Consider the following 20468-nt stretch of genomic DNA (forward strand, 5'->3'; position numbering starts at 1 on the left):
CTAAATACCTTCCTCGCTAGTTTCCATCCGGAAATGGTCTTTTTGGCCAATCTCGGCGTCAATCTGCACGTTTGCTTGTGCGGCGACCACTAGGTCGCCTCCGCGCAAGCGCTTGATTTCCTTGATATTGGCCAAAAATCCTCATTTCCGGATTGGAAACTGGGTTCTATAGGGAAATCATTTCCGGATGGATACTCGCTAGGCAAATGGGGTAGGCCTTCAAGGGTGGACCGTTTGGCTTCGAGATGAGGATGGACGCCCCTCGATATCATCGCGGTTCTCCGCAGAAGTGCCCGGTCGGGCCGAAGCGATTACCGGGGGGCCGGCGCACGCTAGGTTGGCCCTTCTATACAGGTCGACAGCTCCTCGATCAGGTGTTTGAATCCAAGGAATTCCTCCTCGAAATATACCTCGATAAACCTCACATAAAGGATCAAAAGAAAAACGGCTATCCCGCTTTTAATGGGCATGGATATGAAAAAGACATTGAGCTGGGGTGCAAAACGGTTAATGAGCCCCAGTCCGATTTCGCTGATGAACATGACGATCACGATCGGCCCGCCCAGGAGGACGGTCAGGCACATGATGCGGTCCGCCTGCGCCAGAAAAAAATCCGAGAAGCCTGGCGTCAAATGCGGAAAAAAGGAAAAGACAGGCCAAACGCGGTAACTTTCGAAGATCACGCCGAGGAGCAGTAAGAATCCTCCTCCTGAAAAGAAAAGGACAGTGATCAGTTGAAGCAGGAGTGTTCCGAGTGAGGAGGTCTGGGACCCGGAAATGGGGTCGAAAAACCCCCCCATGCCAGCCCCGCGTTGATTGTCGATGAAGATTCCCATGCCTTCCGCTGCCCAGAAGAGGACTCCGGCGAGGAAACCCAGCAGACAGCCAAGAAACACCTCTTTGGCAACCAGCGCGGCCAGCAGAGGATAAGCCGGCAAATTCCCTGCCGCAAGAGGCGCCCCCATCGGATACAGGATCAGGACGAACACCAGGGCGACGCTGTTGCGGACCAGTCCCGGCATTACCTCCCGGTTCAGAAAAGGCAGGATGGAAAAGGCCGCCAGAAGCCTCGGCGTTATAACCATGAAGGTCAGCAGGATCTGTTTTAGGGGAGTTATATCCATCAGTCGGTTATGGTCGGGAAGAGGGTGAAGAGGTTCTCCGAGAAGTGCAGGAGTTCCCAGCCAATCCACCGCGCCGTAACGATCAGCGTGACAATGATGGCAATGAGCTTGACGGCGAAAGACAGGGTCTGATCCTGGATTTGCGTGACCGCCTGAAGCAGACTCACGATGATGCCCACTACAGCAGCGACAGTGATGGCCGGCATGGACAGGAGCAGCACCAGTATCAAGGCTTGAATCGTACAATCGAGGATCGTCATGAAGTCTGGAACCTCATTCTGTTGCATCCAATACACGGTTTTTCCCACCCTGATCCGAAGACAGATGCGGTTGCCTCTCCGCTCACCCCCCGGGAGCGCTCAATGGTCCGAACAATGGTCGATCCATCCGGTGGGATACCGCAAACGGCTGCGCCGTCAATCAGCGATAAGTCAGAATAAGCCCGTGAATCAACTTCCCCCAACCGTCCAACAGGACGAAAAGCAGGAGTTTGAACGGCAGTGAAATCGTCATGGGGGAGACCATCATCATACCCATGGCCAGAAGAATGTTGGAGATGATGAGGTCTATCGCGACAAAAGGCAGATAGAGCAGAAAGCCGATCTGGAAGGCCGATGTCAGTTCGCTGACGGTAAAGGCCGGTATGAGCACCATCAGGTCGTCGGGTTTGAGTGTTTCCGCCTTGTCCTTCGGCCAGATCGTCTTGGCCGATTCCACAAAAAAGAGGCGTTCTTTTTCCTTTGCATGTTTCAGCAGAAAGCGGCGCAAGGGCTCTTTTCCTTCCACCGCCGCCTGAATGTAATTCTTGAAATCTTTCTGGATCGGGTCTTGGCGCTGCATCGCCGTCCAGCAGTCATCCGCAACGGGGGCCATGATGTAAAAAGAAAGGATGATGGCCAGTCCGTTGATGACCATATTGGGAGGAATCTGCTGAATGCCGAGGGCGTTTCTGAGGAGTCCGAATACGACCACCAGTTTGACGAAAGAAGTCACCATCACCGCCAGGAAAGGGGCCAGGCCCAAAAAGGCGAGTGTTGCAATGACATACAGAATGTCAGGAAGTTCGTTCATCACTGTTCCGTAGAAACGTCAAGACTCGGACGCCGATCCGATTCGCTACGCCTACCAGTTCTCCCCAGCCGATCAGTTTCCCGTTCGCGCGGATGGCAACCGGTTTTTCCAAAGGGGTTTCCAACTCGAAGGTGTAGCCCGGGTGCAGATTCATGAGTTCCCCGAGAGAGATGGTTTTATGGCCGACCTCGAAGGTCAGGCCGATCGTGATTTCATCCAGTTCTGCGGCAGGGATCTCATCGCTTTCCTCGATTTTTTCGAAGTCTTGGTCTTCGAGGTCGTCATCTGATTCGGCGATTTCATCGAAATGGTCTTTTTCCATAGATCCTCTTACGAGTCTGCGCACTGTGACGATGCGGCCGTTCAAATGAGCCTGAAAGGACAGACGGGGCGCAAGGCGGATCTCAACGCTTCCGTCGCCGTTCCGGGCATTTTCATCCAGTAAAATGACATCTCCCGGTTCTATTTGACTGAGCCCGGAAAGTGTGAGGCGGGTACGGCCCACGAGGAGGGCTAACCTCAAGGGGATGCCGTCGCATGCCATGTTAACCGTCCGGGGAATATGTTCCAGCAGCGGATCGATCCACTGGGACGCGTCCGTTTCCAGATGCAGACGCCCCATGATGCTTTGGTGGTTTTCATTCGTGATGCCGCCGCCTTCCGGTACGAACTCGAAATCCAGTTGCACAGGCCCTCGCGGAATACCTGTCGGCCTCCTTGTCTCGTTAAAACCCTGTTCCCTGAAGAGGACCTCACGAACTTCCACACGCAGGCCGCTCCATGTCTCGAAACGATCGAATAGATCTTCCAGCGCAGCTTCGATCAACATTCCTCTCGTTTTTTCGGGCATCTCACGGAAAGTCTCCCAGTCGGAAAGAGTTTCCGTCCAGCCGGGTGGAAAGCAGGGGCCGAGGCCCATCAGTACAGTGGCCCTTCCTATTGAGAGTTTTAGGCATATCTCTTCCTGGAAGAGAGGATTATGAGCCGGAAAGCCGACACGACACGGCTGATTCCCTATCCGGAAAAACAAATGGTCACACCTGCTGAAGATCTTGTTCAACAGAAGGATTGTTTCCTGGGATAACGTCTCAATACGCAGCGCGACTACGTCGTGTTTCATGTCTTCGTCACTGGTCCTATCGTGATTGAACCGGCTCCGTTCAAGAGGCCTCTTTCAATCCCCTTTTTGATAAGGCGATCGCGCGATCGGCGTCGCATCGATCGGGTACTTTGGAGTCTTTCATTCGTTTTCCTGCGGATCACGTTGCCGGTGCTGATGATTCGAGTGCCCGCTTGATCGATCCTCCCGTGTTTCGGAGTAGTGTATGCTGACAGATGTATTTTCTCCGATGCGGTTTTTCAGTATATGCGCGAGTTCCTCTGCGGCCGCTGAAAGCAGCGCATGGGCGTCTGACGAGGTCGTCAGGAGATCCACCTGGAGGTTCCCCGCATCCATACGGATGCGGATCTCGGTATCTACGATATAGGCATCCTTGAGCGTGATGCGCACCTCTTCTTGTCCATCGTGCCTGTCCCGGAGCACCCCGACCCGGTCGGCGATCTGATGAACCAGAAGTTCCAAAGAGGGTTGCGCTTCGGTGGGAGAAAACTGCGACGGGACGGAACCCCGGGTTGCCCCCAGGAATGATGAAAGAATGGCCATTGCGACTCCGCCCGGGTCCACAGGCCTGTTTTCGGGCAGTGGGTTATCGATTGGCAGGGCCTGGCTGCTGCCAGCCCGGAAGAGGGGCTTTCGGATGGTCGGTTCTGAAGAGTTGCCACGGTGCATGGTGCTGCAATGAGAGAAGGGTGCCAATTTTTCTGTACCGGGAAAAGCCTCTCGCCTCCCGGGCGTGGAGGGCGTATGGTTCGGTTTTCCTTTTTCAGGTCCGGGAAGCGGTCCTGCCGAAGGTCTGTCGGTGTTCTCCATGGTGATCGGGTCCGCCCCTTCCTGAAAGGGACGTATGCCCGTAAGAGCATGGGACAGGCTTATCGAGGGCTCCGCATCACTGCCGGACGTGGTAGGGGGCAAGGCTGCAAACAGAGGGGTTGGTGCGATTGTCCGGTATCCATCCTGAAAATATTCTGCAAAGGTGGATCGGTACATCGAGTAAAGCGGGGGTTGGCGATGCGTTGCCGCAGCCTGCGGATCCTGTCCTCGGCAGTCCCGGGAACCGTGGTTGGAGTCCGGAGTAAACGAGGTTTCCGTGCCTGAGGCTTGATTGGGGAAAAAACCGTATGGCGCCGGTGAGGAGAGTTGAACAGGCGTATCCAGCAAATTTGGATGATGGTCGGAAGCCTTGGAGGAAGAAGCGGAGGAAGGCGGCTTCCGATCAGCGGCAAGCCCATCATCCGTGATTGGTTGATCGTGTAGTGCCGTATCGCGGTGGTTTCGGGGCGAGCCCTTATGAGCCGATGAGACGCATTGCGGCGGGTGCTCGGACATGGCGGTTTGGAACCGCTCGATATCCGCGTCATCGAGCGGGGCATCGCATATTGGTTTTTCATTGGGGATGCAACGGGTGCTTGCCGGTTTGTCCCATTTATTGCGTGTCAAGCCGGATGTGTTATGCCAATTCATGGGGATCCTCCATAAGGATGCGAATTCTGGAGCGCTGGAAGATCTCCATCTCGACCTCTTCCAGCCGTTCACTCTCCCTTCGTATGGCTTCTCTCAAAACGGCTTCGTACCCGTCCAACTTTTTCCTTTGCCTGACGGAGACGAAATAGGCCTTTTTTGCTACGTTCATTGCCTCTTGTGCAGTCTGCCGGTCTGTTTCCGCCTGTGCTGCAGATTCCTCCAGGATCATCTCCTTTTCACGGAGCGATTGAACCTGTCCTTTGAGGTCGGCCAGTCCGCGGACCGTCACACGCCGGTTTGTTATCTGGCGGAATAGATGGGATTCCTCTTCTATCCGCCAGGCGCGGTAGGCCTTCAGCCCTTCCTGTTTTCGCCGGACGTCCTCTTGGGTTTCCGCGTAGGCCGCTGCACGGTTTTTGAGCAGGTTAGCGGCAGAGCTCTCACGGAGATCTCGGACACGCAATAAGACGTCGAATGAGGTGGTGATCATTGAAACGCGATTTCCTTCAGCCGGGTCGCGGTGTCTTCAAAAGAAATCCGTTCACTCGAATCCTGGCGCAGAAAATGGTTGATCGCTTCTATCTTGTGAATGGCCGTATCAGCCTCCGGATCGGACCCTTCTTTGTATTCACCGATTCTGACGAGAAGCTCGATTTCCTGGTATTTTGCCAACAGTTCCCTCAGCCGGGCGGCGGCCGCCCTGTGATTGGCATCTACGATGCTGCTCATGACGCGGCTCAGGCTTCCCGGTACGTCGACGGCCGGGTAATGGCCGGCGGAGGCCAACTTCCGCGACAGGACGATATGCCCGTCCAGGATGGCCCGCATCTCATCGGCCACCGGTTCGTTCATGTCGTCGGCCTCGACAAGAATGGTGTACAATCCTGTGATGGAGCCTTTATCGGATTGCCCCGCGCGTTCGATGAGGCGCGGCAGAGTGGAGAAGACGGAAGGGGGGAAGCCTCGTCGCGTCGGCGGTTCGCCTGCAGCGAGTCCTATTTCTCGCAGCGCGCGGGCAAACCGGGTTACGGAATCCATCAGCAAGAGTACGCTCTTGCCCTGATCGCGGAAATACTCCGCTATGGTCGTTGCCACGTAGGCGGCCTTAAGTCGTTCCATGGCGGGCCTGTCGGAGGTCGAAACCACCGCTACCGCTCGCCGCATACCTTCATTACCAAGGTCCTTCTCTAGAAATTCACGCACTTCACGGCCGCGTTCGCCTATGAGGGCCAGTACTTTGACATCCGCTTCGGCGCCTTTGGTCAGGATCGCCAGGAGACGACTTTTCCCCACTCCGGCGGCTGAGAAGATCCCCATACGCTGGCCTTCACCGCAGGTGAGCAGTCCGTCGATCACCCTCAACCCCAGCGGCATCGGTTTTGTGATGAATCGACGAGTCAGCGGGGCCGGGGGCTCCGCGTAGACCGGGTAATGATCCTGGGCCTCAACCGGTCCAAGCCTCCCGGTGTCCATCGGATTTCCCAATCCGTCCAGGACCCTGCCAAGAAGACTCGGTCCTACCGGGACCGTGTGGTACTTGCCGCTCGGGATGACCTCCGTTGAAGAGGAGATTCCTCCGATCTCTCCAAGGGGGGTCAGCAGGGCCGCCTGTTTGGAAAAGCCGACGACTTCCGCCTGCAGGCTCCGGTCTTCGAAAGGGTTTCGAAGAAGGCAGATCTCCCCGATCCGCACGCTGGGGAGCACTGCTTTGATGATTGTTCCCAGGACTTGAGTGACGCGCCCCTTGATCTCGACGGAGACGGCCTCTTTCAAGGCGGCGGCAAGAATCTTGTCGACAGGTTCCAAAGAGCGCGCGACGGTTTCTTCGTGCTGCACGAAAAACTCCATTATTTCCGCTTGAGGGCGTTTGTGAGGGCGCGCCGTATCGCTTCGATCTGGACGTCTACACCGGCGTCGACCACTCCCATCTCTGTTTCCAGGATGCAGCCGCCTTCTTTCAGACGACCGTCCGACACGACATCGATGAAGCGGATAGCCGGAAAATCCGTCATGATGTCGTTCAGTGAGGCGTTGAGGCTGTCCGCTTCGGCCGGGCAGACCCTCAAAGAGACCTGTGGCTGATTTTTCGCGAAGGTCAGTACGTTTCGCACGACCTGGACGATCCGCTCCGCGGGGTTCATTTCCCCAACGATCTTCCGAAGGGCCGATATGACTAATTCGACGGCTTTTTCTTCAAATTCCGCGAGATAACGTGCGGTGGCGGCGGCGGTTCCAACCATTTGCTCCGCCAACTGCATTTTCCCTTCCCTCAGACCTTCCCGGTAGCCCCTGGCCTTTTCCTCCGCGAAGGCTGTCCGGCCCCGAGCGGTGATCTCTTCGGCGGCTTCGTTGGCTTTGCGGATGATCTCTTCGGCCTTCAGACAGGTTGTATATTGACGAGCCTTGAGGACCTTTGTGCCTCGGGCTGTCCGAAGCCCTTCATGGTAGACGAGAAACAGGGGGCCCACTGCGGTGCCACCTCTTTTAGCAATATCTTTCGGAGTACCGACCATGCGATTTCCTTCTTCACGGGGTTTGTCTGATGCCCGAAATAGTTTGCATAGATCCTGGGGAGTTTCAGCCGGAGCCGATCCTTCAAAGCATGAGGGGCATCGCCCAGACTGGCAGCGAGACAGATTGTTCCACAGGCCGTCATGTGGGACCTGGGATCGGGCATGGCACATGGGCCATCCGAAAGAGGCGTAATCGGCCCCAGCAAAAATGGCGCCCGCTTGACAGCGAACAGATATCCCTTTTCACCGAGGGCACTCTTGAGTCTGAGAACGGACTCTCTGTCGATGGTCTTCAGAATCTTCTGTGCATTCAGAGCAATGCCCGTATGCCAGACCAGTTCTTCGAGCGTACGCCCATCCATAAGTGCCAGACGCCGGGGCGTTTCCTCGAAATGGAAACAGTAGCGGTTACCGAGTCCATGTTCGTCCAGCAGGATGCGTGAAATTCTTCTCGAGGCCCTTGGTTTGCATCGGATGGTTTCCAGGGTCCTTCGATCCAGGAGATGCTCCATCCAACTCCAATGAACGGTCCGGCCGGGCGACAGGTTGAATTCGAGGATGAGCGGGACCAGTGGATGCCGCTTTTGAACCAGATGTTCAAAAAAAACGTTGCTCATATCACTGATTCCCCAATTTTCAAGACGCCGTATAATCGGCACCTGGATGCAGAGAACTGTCGCCCTTTTGCCTTCCTTCCGCCCGCGATGTTCGTTTGTAGCGGAGCCCATAAGCGATTCCGATTGGGATCAACGCCGAGACGAGCGCCAAGCCTCCGACCAGGATCCAGAAGGGGATGACCGAACCAGGTGAAAGATCGATCAAAAAAATCCGCCGGTAATGGGGGGCTTCCAGGGGAAGGAAGGTTGATTCCGATGGGAAAAGCACCACAGTGACATTTTCATAGGAAAGCCCTTCGATTCCGTCCACGACCAGTTGCTTGATTTTTGGGATGCTGGTCTGGAGGTCGGTCGCCTCGATATGCTTAACGAAAACCGAAGCGGAAGAAGGGCGGATCTTGTCCGAAAGGGGATTGTTTTCAGGGATGACCACCAGGACCCTTGCCGTCAGCACTCCGTCGATATGCGAAATGGTCTCGGAGATCTGCTGGGAGAGGGCGTATAGGTAAAGAATCCGCTCCTGGAGGGGAGAGGACACGAGCCCTTGTTTCTTGAAAACCTCTCCGATGCTTTCGAAACGATCTCGTGGAAGTCCTTCTTTTTCGAGAATTTGTATCGCTTGGGCCATGTCGGCCTTGTTGATTCTCAACCCCCAGGTTCGCTCTTTCCCAGCGATTTTTTGGACATCGATCCCGCTTCCGAGGAGGACCGAGAGGATCTGGTTTGCCTCCCGCTCCTCGAGGTTGGTGTAAAGTTCCATGCTGCAAGCCGGTAGCAGGAGGCAGAGGCCAACCAAAAAAAACATGCGCCTGCAGCGTTTTTGGATTGGCATAAGGCTCAATGGGTTGCCTCTATCCCTGATTCCTGAAAAGCGTTTGTACGCCCTGACCGCATTTATCGACGACCTTGCCGGCCAACTCCTGCTCGATCGTCAATTGCAGGATCTCATACTGCAACCGTATGAGTTCACTTGGCGACAAGGCCGGTGCGGCTCCTTGGTCGACGGTATCGTGTATCCTGTGGATCCGTTCACGATGCGCTGCTGACATGTCCTCGATGCTTCGAAGAATGACGTCCCCAAGGCCCGTGGCACGCTGAGGCGATGAAGATGCCTCGGCCCAGGAAATGGTGGCCGCATCGGCGCGCCCGATCAAAGACTCCGAATCGGGAACGATGGCCTTTTCAAATCCCGAAACGTCACTGGATTGGGAAAACCTCGACACGCCGGCTTCTTCGGTCGTCCATGTATCGAGTGGTGTTCGATGCAGGATCGAATCGAGCGGGTTCGTTATCTGCACGATGCTTCTCCTTCCTGTTGAAGAGATGTGAAAAGGTTGCTGCGAAAGGCAGGGGCTGGAAAATGTTTCGGGTTCATTTCGATGAGGATCGCTTCGGCTATCCGCCTCGCGGAGGCGTCTTCGGTGGTGTTCAGGATGTCGGTGCAAAGCGTTCGGCCCCGGTCGTTGAGTCCTGCCTGCCTGAACGCCTGCGCTAAGAACGCCTTCGCCAAATCGCTTCCGGGGTTGATCTCGAGGGCTTCACTTGTAAGGATCTGAATCGCCGATTGAGGATCCATTTCGTTCAATTTGTTCACCGCTTTCCCGATCGATGGGAACTCGCTTTGGGGCGACATGGCCTGGACCCCTGAAAAGATGGTTTCCGCCTCCGTATGATATCCCGTTCCGCTGGCTATAAACCCAATCTGCATCATCAGTCTCAATAGATCGGCAGGGAATTGTATCGGCATATGTTCTCCTCTTTATTTGAGACATGGCGCCGCAACTGCCTGCTATTTGATATTCTGGTAGCAGTTGCGGATGCCGTCTGCCAGGGCTTTGACGGTGTTGGTCTGTGCTCCCATGTAAATCTGCCACTCATTGACGAGTTTTGAGAGTTCCATCTGCTGTGTGGTATCCGGATCCTTACTTGCCTTTATTTCGTCGATCTTTGTTTTTATTTCTGTTTCTTTGCTCGTTCTTGCCAAATCCAGAGCGTCAAAGATTGTGCCTATATTCAATGTTATGACATTGATATCACCAGCCATGATAATCTCCTTTTTTCTACTGGTTTTATTTATAAATTCTGTCAATATGTATAAATAATCAGCTTATAAACAACATACTTTTCTATCTAAAATTTACGTTTTTAGTTGTATGATTGTCTTTTGTTGCAAAATATATAATTAAGTATGTATTTTGAATTTGAGATATAAAAAATACTGGAGGAGATCTGCAAGAGATGAATCTGACAAAATTTTTAAATTGACACGGTGAATTCCAATACAGAAATTGACAGTAGTCGTTTGGTTTTATTTTAAATATACGCATCATTCTGTTCGATATCGTTCAGATAGATACCTTAATGTTTGTTCTGCAAAACGTTTGGATGTCTCCAGGGATTCCTTTATTTTTTTCAGGTCGGCGAATCTTTCCGGTGTTGCCCCAGAATCGATGGCGCCTTTTACAGCAATGAGATGGTGAGAGAGAGTGCGGATAACAGCGTCCAGGCATGTCCCGCTTTGGTCCGTTCTCAGTTCTCTTTCCAAATCGATTTCCGGTAAATCCACTCTGTCCTCCATCAGTTTTCTCCAGGGTATATGTGCACGGTTTCAAATCCTTTAACGGCAATGATCCCGTCCGGGCCGATGCGTCTGATGGAATAGCCGTTGCCGATCATGGCGCCTTCGAAAAGCCTTTCTCCCTGTGCGAGCAAAACATGCGGAAACGGCCCGAGGCTGATCGATTTCATGGGGAGGATGAATCGGCGGTCGCCGGATGTGGTAATCTGTTCACTGTGCCAGGCTTCAGGCGTGTTCGAGTCGATTTCATCTTCTTGAAGGAAAGCGGCCTGGAAGCTTTCTCGGATAGCGATATGGTCTCCGTACTCCTCGGATAGGGCTTTCTTGACGGCCGACCATAGTCTGAGATCGTCCTCATGCAGCAAGCCTGTAGCGAGGATGTGGTCAGGATGAAGGGCAAAGTCGATTTTTCCTTTGAAGCCGGCTTTCGCCAGGCGGGCGTAGATCTCCTGTACGAGGTTCTTGGGGGTCATGACGCGATTTTCGATTTCTTCTATGAAAGGGAGATCTTGTTTGATGACTTCGATACCCCGATCAAGACGTTCTTCATCGAGTATGAAGCCGGTGAGGATGATCTTGCCCGGTCCTTCCGACGTTGCCTCCAGCGGGAGCCCCAAGGCCGCCAGCGTGTCTTTGCATATCCCTGCGACTTGTTCGTTGACAGTTATGTGGAAAGCAGGTAGGGGCTCATCATCCATCCTTCGCTGGATAGACTCCATCAGGGCCTGCTTTTCTTCCAGCGTTTCCACAGAACCCTTGAGCATGAGCCTGCCGTTTCCCAGGCGAGAGGCCTCCACTCCTGACAGCCCCAATTCGCCGATGACGGTTCGAGCCTCTTCAATGGGTGCCGTGGGGATCAAAGCGCTGAACGACGTACCATGTGAGGGTTCTTTAGAAAAGGATACCAGAAAGATACTAAGGGTAAGAACGACTGCAAAGAAGACAGAACTCGAAAGCAGCAGGCGGATGGATGCACTCTTTGGGCAGGTTTCTTTATCAGGTAAAACGTGAGCCGCATTTTTGGAAGGCGGTTCGGTCTTTTCCGGACCGGGGATTTCAGGCAGGCTCAGGGGGGACCATCTTTCACCCGCAGGGCCGATGCTGAAATGGGTGGTGCCGATCGTGACAATCTGAAAGGGAAGGAGGGTGGTTACAGCCTGTTTAGGCCCTTCTCCGTCAATGTAGACAGCGCCGTCCAGCGTTGAAAGGGCAAGGGTGCCGTCAGAGATGGAAAGGGATACGTGCCGGGATGCAACGCTTTCGTCGCTGAGCACGATATCGCATGTCTCCTGGCTTCCGATGACATAATGTCCTTCGCGGATCAGAACCTCGGCCCCAAGATGTGGTCCGGAGAGGATCTTCAGTACGTACTGCTTTTGCGGTTCTTGCGCGGGTTTCATGGTTCGACTCCAAAGACGTTCCCTTTTTCGGGGCGGGGAAGAGTGGTTCGTGACATCGATTCCCCGCCTTGTAAGGCGGTCAGATCGTTCTTGGGATCAGCCCCGGTGAAGGCCTCGTCCAGGATGATCCTCGGTGTGATCAAAAACATTCTCTCGGCCCGTTTGGAGACCCTCTGATCCTGTTTGAAGAAGATATTCAGGATCGGAACGTTCAGGAGACAGGGGATCCCGCTGGCGGTGGCAAAATGCGACTCGTGATAGTATCCGCCGATCAAAAGGCTCTGGTCTTCCTTGATGACTGCCTGGGTGTTTACGCTGCTCTTTTGGACGATCGGGATCTTGTCGACTTCCTGATCAGAGGATATGTTGCCGTCCTCGATGCTGACGGCGAGTTTGATTCGTGTTTCTGAATTATCCCGGATGATATGGGGAGTCACCTTCAGGACGATCCCTGCGGTTACGGAGAAGAGGTCCACTTCCTGGTCGCCGGGTATTCTCACATAAAATGTCTGACTGTGCTCGAGGAGGGCGGCAACGTTGTCGAGGGTGAGGACCGAGGGCTGGGACAAGACGCGGGCCTTCCCGTCTTGCTCGAGGGCGTGCACCTTGGCCAGGATATAGTTTGCGGCCGAGCCGATAACCGTAGCGAAGTTGAATCCCGGACCGACTATGAGGTTGGGATTCGCGGGTTTGAAATCTTCGTCAACGTCGAGTCCCGCATCGGTGAAGGTGGTCCCCTCGTCTGAATTCCCTTTGTGATGGAAGCGCCAGTTGACACCCAGTTCGTGCAGGTAATCGGTGCTGATATCCATGATGGTTGCCTGGATCTGCACCAATCCGACCGGGACATCCAATTGGGGAATCATCTCTTCATAAAAGCGCAGCCGCTCTTCGGTATCCCGGACGATAACCGCATTCAATCGGGTGTCCGCCATAATAAACGCACTGCCATATCTCCCGGTTCCTCTTTCACCCGGCGCATCCGATTCTCGATCGGCTGGTGGGTCTTCGTCAGCGGATTGATCGGGTTGTTCTTCCTGAAGGGGGGCTCCACTCGATGCAAGCCCCTTTCCTTTGAGTTTGCCGACGGTCCTGGGCAGAATCTTGAGCCGGGCTTCCGCCATCTGCCCGCCGGTGCCGTAGTCGGCGAACAGTTGACGGAGAATCGTTGCTACGCCCAGCACCGTCAGCTGGGTATCCATGAAAGTGAAGGTCAGGTCTGCAGCCCAGGCATGCTTGAGAGGGAAGATCTTGATGACTTCCCGTGCGGCCTTGGCTGCAGCCTCCGTCGCGCGCGTGTCGTTCAACTTCGAAGCGACGTCCGATACGAGCTCTACATAACGGGGCGGGCCCGAAACATAAAGTGTTCCATCCTCGTTCAGCATTTCCAGACGAAACCTTTCGTCGAGCGCCCCCATTCGTTCCAGGGTTTCCTCCAGCATTTGGAAGGATAGGTTCTTCATGATGATGATCTTGGAACTCCATTCGCCCGATCGATTGAAGTAGAGCGTCCGGCCACCTTCGCAGTACCAGAGGAGGCTGTAGGCTCGGCAGATGTGCTCCAGAAACACCTCCGGTGCCATCTGGATGAAGCGGCCTTTGACCGTGCCCCCGATTTGTTCGCTGATCACCGCACTCAAATGCTGGCTCGAACAAAAATCACGAAGAAGATCTGCAAGGTTTTCCCCCTCGGAGACATGGGAGTAAACATGGCTTCTCCAAGGCAGGCTCCCGGCCTGGCTTTCTGCAGACCAGAGGATCGCTCCGGTTATGCAGCACAACACCCCTGTTTGGATGATCCGGGTGAACATTTCTGTTTGCGGGGAAAGACAGACCGAAGATATGAGCGGGATAGCCCATTGGGTTCGATCGTCTTCCTCGTTTTCCTCCCATGGCGGCGATCTTTTCCCTTCCACCCCGGCTGGCTGGAAGGAAAGGCAACCCGGTCATGGCGGTTCTCCACCCTGAAAATATGCTACCCCTTGTAAATTGCCCTTCGGAGGTCTGATACGCTTTGATGTACGCCGGGCTTGTCCGTTCATACGTTCAGCAGGGGCTCACAAGACCGATGAATCTCAGGCTGCGATAAAGCTCTTAAGCAATATCCGTGCCGAAATCCCCGATGCTCTTGAGCCGCTCAGGTGTTCATCGAGACCGGGATCGAGGATCGGATTGATGCCTGGAAGATGGTGATCTTTTTGAGAAAATATCTGTTTATCTTTTTTGGAGTGAGGCTGATGGGCCGATCCCCGGGTCATAAGGGCGGTTGCCTTTCCGACCGATCGCGCACAACCGTTTGTGCTTGGATGCCCAGATTGCGGTGCATATCGGGTAAGAAAGAAATTTCTCCCTGATTTTATTTATTTCTGGCTTGCCAAGAAGGGATCGCCCGCTTAGGTTAGTTTCCATCCGGAAATGGTCTTTTTGGCCAATCTCGGCGTCAATCTGCACGTTGGCTTGTGCGGCGACCTACAGGTCGCCTCCGCGCAAATGCTTGATTTTCTTGATATTGACCAAACCGGGGCCCGCCGCGTAGCGGTGGGACTGAGCGGCGAAGCGGTGAAGAAAAATCCTCATTTCCGGATTGGAAACTGAGTTGTGCTGGGAAATCATTTCCGGATGGACACTAGGTTAGGTTTTGTCCGAAACAGGTTTTTCCAGGCCGAAATCTCCGCTGCACAATGGATCCAGGCCGATCCAGGAAAAGTGATTCTATATGGTCTGTGCTGCAAGTGCGGTTGACATGCAGACCGGCTGAGAATGTATTGTATATGAAGCGCAGCTCGAGAGCCCGCTCTGAAGGGCGTATGGCCCTTGGCCGGCTAAAAATGGTGGGTCGATGAGGTCCGAGAAAAAGTGTTCCATGATCGCTTCGCATGTGACGGAGATCATCCTGGAGAGTATTTCCGATGGGGTGTTCACCGTGGACCATGCCTGGCGAGTGACGTCCTTTAACCGGGGGGCCGAGCGGATTACGGGTATCCCCCGGGACAGGGCGCTCGGAAAACACTGCTGGGAGGTCTTTCGGTCCAATATGTGCGAGAGGGATTGCGCGCTGCGGCGGACCATGGCGCAGGGTCGCTCCTTCGTCGACACGGCAACGTATATTGTCGATTATCAGAAACGGCGGATCCCGGTGGTGGTCTGCACCGCCTTGCTGAAGGACGAAGTGGGGCGGGTGCTCGGTGGTGTCGAGACCTTCCGGGATATGAGCCAGGTCGAGGAACTGCGCAAGGAGCTCGAAGGGCGCTACCATGTCGGGGATATGGTCAGCCGGAGCCCTTCCATGGCCGAGATATTCGGGATCCTGCCGCAGGTGGCCGGGAGCGGCAGCACGGTGCTGATCCAGGGGGAGACGGGGACCGGGAAGGAGCTCTTGGCCCGGGCGATCCACAATCTCGGCCCGAGGCGTAAGAAGCCGTTCGTGGCTGTCAACTGCGGCGCGCTGCCGGATACCCTCCTCGAGTCCGAATTATTCGGATACCGGGCGGGGGCTTTCACGGACGCCGTAAAGGATAAACCCGGGCGTTTCGCACTTGCAGAAGGCGGTACGATCCTGCTGGACGAGATCGGTGATCTGAGCGCAGCCTTCCAGGCCCGGCTGCTGCGTGTGCTTCAGGAAAGGACCTTCATGCCTCTCGGGGGTACGCGCTCCGTAAAGGCCGACGTCCGCGTGATCGCCGCGACCAACAAGGACCTGGCGGCTGAGGTGGATGCCGGCCGGTTCCGGCAGGATCTTTTTTACCGGATCAACGTGGTACGTCTCAACCTTCCGCCATTGAGGGAGCGGAAGGAGGACATCCCTATGCTGGCCGAGTGCTTCGTAGACCGGATGAAGCGTTTGAGGGGATCGGCGATTACGGGGATCAGCCGGGAGGCTGTCTCACGCCTCATGTTTTATAACTACCCGGGAAATATCCGGGAACTCGAGAACATCATCGAGCATGCCTGCGTGATTTGCCCCAGCGGACAGATCGAGATCCGCTGCCTGCCGGAACATCTCAGAACAGGTTCTTCGCCTGTGATGGATCGGGGGGGCGACATTCATGCCGCGCTGGAATCCGCCGAAACGCGGCTGATTCTGGAAGTCCTCGAGCGCAACCGGTTCAACCGGGCGGCTGTGGCGCGCGAGCTGCGAGTCCACAAAAGCACCCTCTACCGGAAGATTCGGCGGCTGGGGATTGCACTGCCCACAAGCGACGGACGACGGGGCGTAAAGTCGCCCAAATAGAGTCGCATTCACGCGACGCTATGCAGGCCTGTTATTGCAGTGCTGCGATGCAAAGCACCATAAAGCCCATTTGCCGCGTTTTCCTTTTATTTAAAAAGCAATGATAAATCATATATTTATAAAAAAGAACCGTGCTTTTGAGGGTTTTGGCGCGGCTTTTGCTTTGTTAAAGGGAAAAAGCCGGGAGTTTCTTCGATGAAGGTGGCCTTGACGGTTTGGGAAGATCGTATCTCTCCCCTATTCGACTCCGCAAGGATGCTCCTTGTAGCGGACATCGACAGGGATGGGGTCGGCGGGAAGCACCTTGTGCCCTTTGCGTGCGACACCGCGCTGGCGCGCGCCGCGCGGTTGGTGGATCTGGGGGTCAAGGTTCTGATCTGCGGCGGTATATCCGGGTCTTACGCGAATCTGATCGAGGTCCGCGGCATTCGGATCCTCCCCTTCATCACGGGTTCGGTGAACAGAATCCTCGAAGCATATCTTTCCGGCAATCTTGATCGCGAGGATTTGAGGATGCCCGGATGTGAGATCAGCAAGGAAGATGCCCTGTTTCAGGAAGAGGAATCCGTTTCACCGGGAAGATACCTGTTTGGCCCGGTCCCTTCCCGCCGGTTCGGACGCTCTTTGGGCGTCGATCTGATGCCGTACAAGACATGTACGCTCGACTGCGTGTTCTGCCAGCTCGGCCGAACCACCCACAAGACCATGGCGCGTGAGGAATACGTGCCGACAGGGGCCGTGATTGCAGAGATACGGGCTTGGTTGGAGGCGGGCGGGGAGGCCGATTACATTACCCTGTCCGGCTCCGGGGAGCCGACGCTCCACTCCCGCTTCGGCGAGGTGCTCGACTTCGTCCGTACCCACAGCCGGATTCCGGCGGTTCTCCTGACCAACGGGACGCTGCTGCATCTTCCCGAGGTGCGCGAGGCGGCTGCGCAGGCCGATGTGGTGAAGATTTCCCTGAGTGCCTGGAATCAGGCCTCTTACATATGGGTGAACCGTCCGCATCCCGATCTGCACTTCGAGCAGTTGATAGCGGGTGAAAAGGTGTTTCGTGAGGGATTCAAGGGCCAACTCTGGCTGGAGGTCTTTCTGGTGGCCGGGATGAATGCCACGGCGGCCGATGTCGGTCGGATCGCCGCCCTGGCGGCCGAGATCCGCCCGGATCGCATCCAACTCAATTCGGCCGTGCGGCCGCCTGCAGAGGAATTCGCCGGGGCGGTTTCCTCGGAGAGGCTCCAATCTTTTTGCCCGCTCTTTCGGCCGGAGGCCGAGGTCATCGCCGAATTTCATGCGGAGAGAGACATTTCCGTGCATGCTACCCGGGAAACCATCCTCTCCATGCTGGAGCGCCGCCCGTGTACGGCGGACCAGATCGCGGGCGGATTCGGCATGCATCTGAACGAGGTCTCGAAGTATCTCGGCAATCTGCTGCGCGGCGGCCGGATCCGGATGGAGCGGAAGAACGGTACGGTATACTATGCCGCAGCCGGAAGAGGGGAGAGGAGCGGCGGCGGTCCGAACGGGCGGCCCACTCCGGCGACCATGCCGCCGAAAGAGTGAAAGGGTGTGCTCCGGCGGACGCGGATCGAGGGACGGATGGTTGGGCAACGGGAGGATGGTATCTTTGGCAACGAGGGACTATTACCGGGTTCTGGAAGTTCAGTCTGAGGCGTCGGGAGAGGAGATCAAGAAGGCCTACCGCCGTCTCGCACTGGCCTATCATCCCGACAGAAACCAGGGGGATCCGGCGTGTGAAGAGCGGCTGAAGGAGATCAACGAAGCCTACCAGGTCCTTGGCGACGAAGCGAAACGGCGGTATTATGACAGCCTGTGCCGGACGTCGGAGAAAGGGCCTCTGCCGGATGGAGCGGATTGGAACGATGTGCTGTTCGAAATGATGCGGGCTTTTTCGCGTGCGGGCTTCGGCGTGGGGCGGTCCGGCGGCTGCAGGGGTGGTGGCTTCGGGAAGCGGGGCTGCCGGTGGAAAAACTGGAATCTCTAACCATGTTTATCCGGAAATGATGACTTAGCACAACCGGGTTTCCAATCCGGAAATGAGGATTTTTCCTCATTGCTTCGCCGCTCGGTCCCACCGGTCCGCAGCGGATCCCGGTTTGGCCAATTTCAATTAAATCAAGCGTTTGTGCGGAAGCGACCTGCAGGTCGCCGCGCAAGCAATCATGCAGCTTGACGCCGAGATTGGCCCGAAAGACCATTTCCGGATGGAAACGAACTATGATCTCGGAGGATGTCAGATGGGCTACAAACCTGAAGTGGATGCTGAAAAGTGTGTGGGATGCGGTGAATGTGTAGAGGTGTGTCCTGTTGATGTATACGAAATTATCGATGAAAAATCGGTCCCGGTCAATGAGGACGAGTGCCTCGGCTGCGAAAGCTGCGTCGAGGTCTGCGAGCACGAGGCGATCACCGTCTCAGAGGTTTGAGGATGCCGCGGCAGGGCGCCCGGCGTGGATCTGTCCTGCCCCCCGGTAAAATGCGGGGGCATCCTGTGTGGAAGGGTCCCTGTGCTGAGCCTGGAAGGCTTCAGGGTGGGCGCACCGGGCGGCGCTCGGCATGATCGGCAGTTTGGAGGCTTTTATGTGTCTGAGTACGGTTTACATGGATTCGGGGAATCAACAGACGGAAATTATGAGGGATGTGGCCCGGATCAAGGCTGAGGGCCATGGTTTTTGGCTCTACGACATGTTCGGCGATAAACAGTTCATCGAAGGGACGATCGAGACGGTCAATTTGATGGATGGCTTTTTTGTGATGCACCGTAACGGTCAATCGGTTTGAACGGGCTTGCGGAAGGGAGCATTTCAGGATTTCAACTGTTCGAGAAGCGTAATCCGGCGCACCTTGGCCTGCAGGACCGGTCAGTGGGCGATTCGTGAGGGCGGCACAAGTCCGGATCGATCTGTCACCCTTCGGATCTGGAGCTTCTCAATCAAAAAAACGGACTGTAGAACCAAGACAGGCTGTTCCGCCTTGCCGGCTCGCAAGGCGGAACAGCCTGTCTTGCATGTGGGATCGCATCGGATCAGACTGAGGCCCGTTCGCCGGTGATGCCATACAGGAAGAAGGTGAAGATACGCTCGGCGAGGTCGTCGGGCTTGACGTCGCCCCGCGCGTTGTACCATTGGTAGATCCAGTTGCAGATCCCGACCAGAAAATTGACGTAGACCGACAGATAATCGAGTTCGATCGACTCCTTCCGGCAAAGTCTTTCGAGGCCATTGCTCCAGTAGGAAATGTATTCGCGCTGTTTGTCTTTCAGTTTTCGGTAATAGGCGCCGCTCAGGCAGTTTTCATCGTGGATGATGAGTTTGCTGCGCGTGCTGTCACGATGGTACATCCCGACCTGGAAGCGAATGGCTTCCTGCAGGAATTCACGGGGGTCCTCCACCTGCGTGTGGATCTCTCGGATGCCTTTGATCAACTCGTCCATGTACCCATCCAGAAGCTGGTAGAGGAGGTCCTCCTTGCTCTTGAAGTAGTAGTACAGGCCGGCCTTGGTCATGTGGGTCGCCTCGGCGATGTCGCGCAGGGAGGCTTTCTCGTAGCCGAGGTTGCACAGGACTCTCGCAGCTGTCCGGAAAATCTTTTCCTGACGCCGCGACTTTTCCGTTTCCCGGTCGATGGCTGCCATAAATACCCCTCACTGAGGATGGGTCCGAAGACACGATCGGATGTTCAGGACATAAAAAACCATTACAAACCAGCGTATTACGCCCCGTATTTGATCATGTCCCAGATATCTTTGTCGGCTTCCTTCCAGTTGGGCCCGAATTTCCGGTCGTAATAATCGCCGAGCCGTTCAAACCACCTCCACCAGAAGCTTTTGCCCTTTTCCTTGGCCTCCAGGATATCGTTCAGGAAGGTCTCGAGGTTCAGCATTTCTTCCTTCGGCAGGTAAGATGCCGCCCCTGACCTGAATGACCTCGCAGCATCTTCGGGGGTTAAGGCATGGGCCGTCAACATGACGGGAATTACGCCTCTGGCGTTGGCGATTTCAAGCAGCTCGTATCCGTTCACGCCCATGATGTCAAGGATCGCGATATCGAAGCGCTCGCTTTCGAGCAGGGCCTTGGCGGCCTCGAAATTGTCCGCCGATGTCACTTTGCAGTCCGAAAGCAGCTCTTCGAGCGATTCAAGCACATCGGGTTCGTCATCGACGATCAGCACCTTCTTTCCGTCCAGCAGGTTCCTCTTTTCCATGGTTCGATCCTCACTTCAAAAAGAGATTCAGAATGGGATTGCACGGGCAGCCCCCTCGAGGCGGATCCCCGGCATCTCCGCAGCCACACACTCGAAAAATCGATTTCCGCCGCAAAAAAAATGGTTGAC

General features: G+C 55.4%; 24 protein-coding genes and 2 pseudogenes. 6 read left to right on the forward strand and 20 right to left on the reverse strand.

From position 1 onward, the window contains the following. The 18 genes and pseudogenes from ACZ500_RS00360 to ACZ500_RS00445 all read right to left on the reverse strand — a co-directional run bounded on the left by ACZ500_RS00360 (position 1) and on the right by ACZ500_RS00445 (position 14142). Positions 1-135 carry a hypothetical protein gene (locus ACZ500_RS00360; RefSeq protein ID WP_464230554.1) on the reverse strand — a complete coding sequence of 45 codons (135 nt, stop codon included), beginning with the start codon at positions 133-135 and terminating at the stop codon, positions 1-3. 197 nt (positions 136-332) lie between these two features. Then, positions 333-1124, reverse strand: a complete 792-nt coding sequence (sctT, locus tag ACZ500_RS00365) for a type III secretion system export apparatus subunit SctT (RefSeq protein WP_464230555.1) — start codon at positions 1122-1124, stop codon at positions 333-335. Next, positions 1124-1411, reverse strand: coding sequence for a type III secretion system export apparatus subunit SctS (gene sctS / locus ACZ500_RS00370; RefSeq protein ID WP_464230556.1), 288 nt, complete (start codon positions 1409-1411; stop codon positions 1124-1126). Before sctS ends, sctT begins: the two co-directional genes overlap by 1 nt. 133 nt (positions 1412-1544) lie before the next feature. Continuing rightward, positions 1545-2195: a type III secretion system export apparatus subunit SctR gene (sctR, locus tag ACZ500_RS00375; RefSeq protein ID WP_464230557.1), complete on the reverse strand. Its 651-nt coding sequence runs from the start codon at positions 2193-2195 to the stop codon at positions 1545-1547. Then, the gene (gene sctQ / locus ACZ500_RS00380; RefSeq protein WP_464230558.1) at positions 2179-3045 is read right to left on the reverse strand and encodes a type III secretion system cytoplasmic ring protein SctQ; all 867 of its coding nucleotides are present in this window, start codon (positions 3043-3045) and stop codon (positions 2179-2181) included. The genes sctR and sctQ overlap by 17 nt, the downstream gene beginning before the upstream one ends. Before the next feature lie 390 nt (positions 3046-3435). After that, positions 3436-3777 (reverse strand): type III secretion HpaP family protein, encoded by a 342-nt coding sequence (locus tag ACZ500_RS00385; protein WP_464230559.1) that lies wholly within the window; start codon positions 3775-3777, stop codon positions 3436-3438. A gap of 985 nt (positions 3778-4762) precedes the next feature. Continuing rightward, complete coding sequence (gene sctO / locus ACZ500_RS00390) at positions 4763-5266, reverse strand: type III secretion system stalk subunit SctO (protein ID WP_464230560.1); 504 nt, start codon at positions 5264-5266, stop codon at positions 4763-4765. After that, the gene (gene sctN, locus ACZ500_RS00395; protein WP_464230561.1) at positions 5263-6624 is read right to left on the reverse strand and encodes a type III secretion system ATPase SctN; all 1362 of its coding nucleotides are present in this window, start codon (positions 6622-6624) and stop codon (positions 5263-5265) included. Before sctN ends, sctO begins: the two co-directional genes overlap by 4 nt. Further along, positions 6624-7289, reverse strand: a complete 666-nt coding sequence (locus ACZ500_RS00400; protein ID WP_464230562.1) for an HrpE/YscL family type III secretion apparatus protein — start codon at positions 7287-7289, stop codon at positions 6624-6626. The genes sctN and ACZ500_RS00400 overlap by 1 nt, the downstream gene beginning before the upstream one ends. Positions 7290-7309: 20 nt before the next feature. Continuing rightward, positions 7310-8017: pseudogene (locus tag ACZ500_RS00405) on the reverse strand (SctK family type III secretion system sorting platform protein); the annotation flags it as partial. Then, entirely contained in the window at positions 7926-8666 is a 741-nt protein-coding gene (gene sctJ, locus ACZ500_RS00410; protein WP_464230563.1) for a type III secretion system inner membrane ring lipoprotein SctJ, read from the reverse strand. The pseudogene ACZ500_RS00405 and the gene sctJ, both read right to left, overlap by 92 nt. 91 nt (positions 8667-8757) lie before the next feature. Beyond that, positions 8758-9204 carry an EscI/YscI/HrpB family type III secretion system inner rod protein gene (locus tag ACZ500_RS00415; protein ID WP_464230564.1) on the reverse strand — a complete coding sequence of 149 codons (447 nt, stop codon included), beginning with the start codon at positions 9202-9204 and terminating at the stop codon, positions 8758-8760. Then, positions 9195-9653 (reverse strand): tetratricopeptide repeat protein, encoded by a 459-nt coding sequence (locus ACZ500_RS00420; protein ID WP_464230565.1) that lies wholly within the window; start codon positions 9651-9653, stop codon positions 9195-9197. The genes ACZ500_RS00415 and ACZ500_RS00420 overlap by 10 nt, the downstream gene beginning before the upstream one ends. A gap of 42 nt (positions 9654-9695) precedes the next feature. Further along, positions 9696-9950 (reverse strand): hypothetical protein, encoded by a 255-nt coding sequence (locus ACZ500_RS00425; protein ID WP_464230566.1) that lies wholly within the window; start codon positions 9948-9950, stop codon positions 9696-9698. 282 nt (positions 9951-10232) lie between these two features. Beyond that, positions 10233-10484 (reverse strand): hypothetical protein, encoded by a 252-nt coding sequence (locus ACZ500_RS00430; RefSeq protein ID WP_464230567.1) that lies wholly within the window; start codon positions 10482-10484, stop codon positions 10233-10235. Next, the gene (sctD, locus tag ACZ500_RS00435) at positions 10484-11884 is read right to left on the reverse strand and encodes a type III secretion system inner membrane ring subunit SctD (protein WP_464230568.1); all 1401 of its coding nucleotides are present in this window, start codon (positions 11882-11884) and stop codon (positions 10484-10486) included. The genes ACZ500_RS00430 and sctD overlap by 1 nt, the downstream gene beginning before the upstream one ends. Further along, positions 11881-13695, reverse strand: coding sequence for a type III secretion system outer membrane ring subunit SctC (gene sctC / locus ACZ500_RS00440; RefSeq protein WP_464230569.1), 1815 nt, complete (start codon positions 13693-13695; stop codon positions 11881-11883). The genes sctD and sctC overlap by 4 nt, the downstream gene beginning before the upstream one ends. A gap of 264 nt (positions 13696-13959) precedes the next feature. After that, entirely contained in the window at positions 13960-14142 is a 183-nt protein-coding gene (locus ACZ500_RS00445; protein WP_464230570.1) for a hypothetical protein, read from the reverse strand. A gap of 157 nt (positions 14143-14299) precedes the next feature. Between ACZ500_RS00445 and ACZ500_RS00450 the strand changes: the two genes are divergently transcribed. From ACZ500_RS00450 to ACZ500_RS00475, 6 genes and pseudogenes are all read left to right on the forward strand, one after another. Then, positions 14300-14479, forward strand: coding sequence for a hypothetical protein (locus ACZ500_RS00450; protein ID WP_464230571.1), 180 nt, complete (start codon positions 14300-14302; stop codon positions 14477-14479). A gap of 244 nt (positions 14480-14723) precedes the next feature. Then, the gene (locus ACZ500_RS00455) at positions 14724-16115 is read left to right on the forward strand and encodes a sigma-54 interaction domain-containing protein (RefSeq protein WP_464230572.1); all 1392 of its coding nucleotides are present in this window, start codon (positions 14724-14726) and stop codon (positions 16113-16115) included. A 195-nt stretch (positions 16116-16310) separates the two neighbouring features. Continuing rightward, entirely contained in the window at positions 16311-17678 is a 1368-nt protein-coding gene (locus ACZ500_RS00460) for a radical SAM protein (RefSeq protein ID WP_464230573.1), read from the forward strand. A 64-nt stretch (positions 17679-17742) separates the two neighbouring features. After that, a pseudogene (locus ACZ500_RS00465) lies at positions 17743-17944 on the forward strand (DnaJ domain-containing protein); the annotation flags it as partial. 429 nt (positions 17945-18373) lie between these two features. Beyond that, positions 18374-18562, forward strand: a complete 189-nt coding sequence (locus ACZ500_RS00470; protein WP_296995617.1) for a ferredoxin — start codon at positions 18374-18376, stop codon at positions 18560-18562. A gap of 205 nt (positions 18563-18767) precedes the next feature. Further along, entirely contained in the window at positions 18768-18917 is a 150-nt protein-coding gene (locus ACZ500_RS00475) for a CooT family nickel-binding protein (RefSeq protein ID WP_464230574.1), read from the forward strand. A gap of 244 nt (positions 18918-19161) precedes the next feature. On the opposite strand, the gene ACZ500_RS00480 is transcribed toward ACZ500_RS00475, so the two are convergent. Further along, positions 19162-19770 carry a TetR/AcrR family transcriptional regulator gene (locus ACZ500_RS00480; RefSeq protein ID WP_464230575.1) on the reverse strand — a complete coding sequence of 203 codons (609 nt, stop codon included), beginning with the start codon at positions 19768-19770 and terminating at the stop codon, positions 19162-19164. 77 nt (positions 19771-19847) lie between these two features. Beyond that, a complete protein-coding gene (locus ACZ500_RS00485; RefSeq protein ID WP_464230576.1) occupies positions 19848-20339 on the reverse strand; it encodes a response regulator in 492 nt (163 codons plus the stop codon). Between the last annotated feature and the right edge of the window lie 129 nt (positions 20340-20468).

It is taken from the genome of Desulfatiglans parachlorophenolica, from assembly GCF_055394735.1.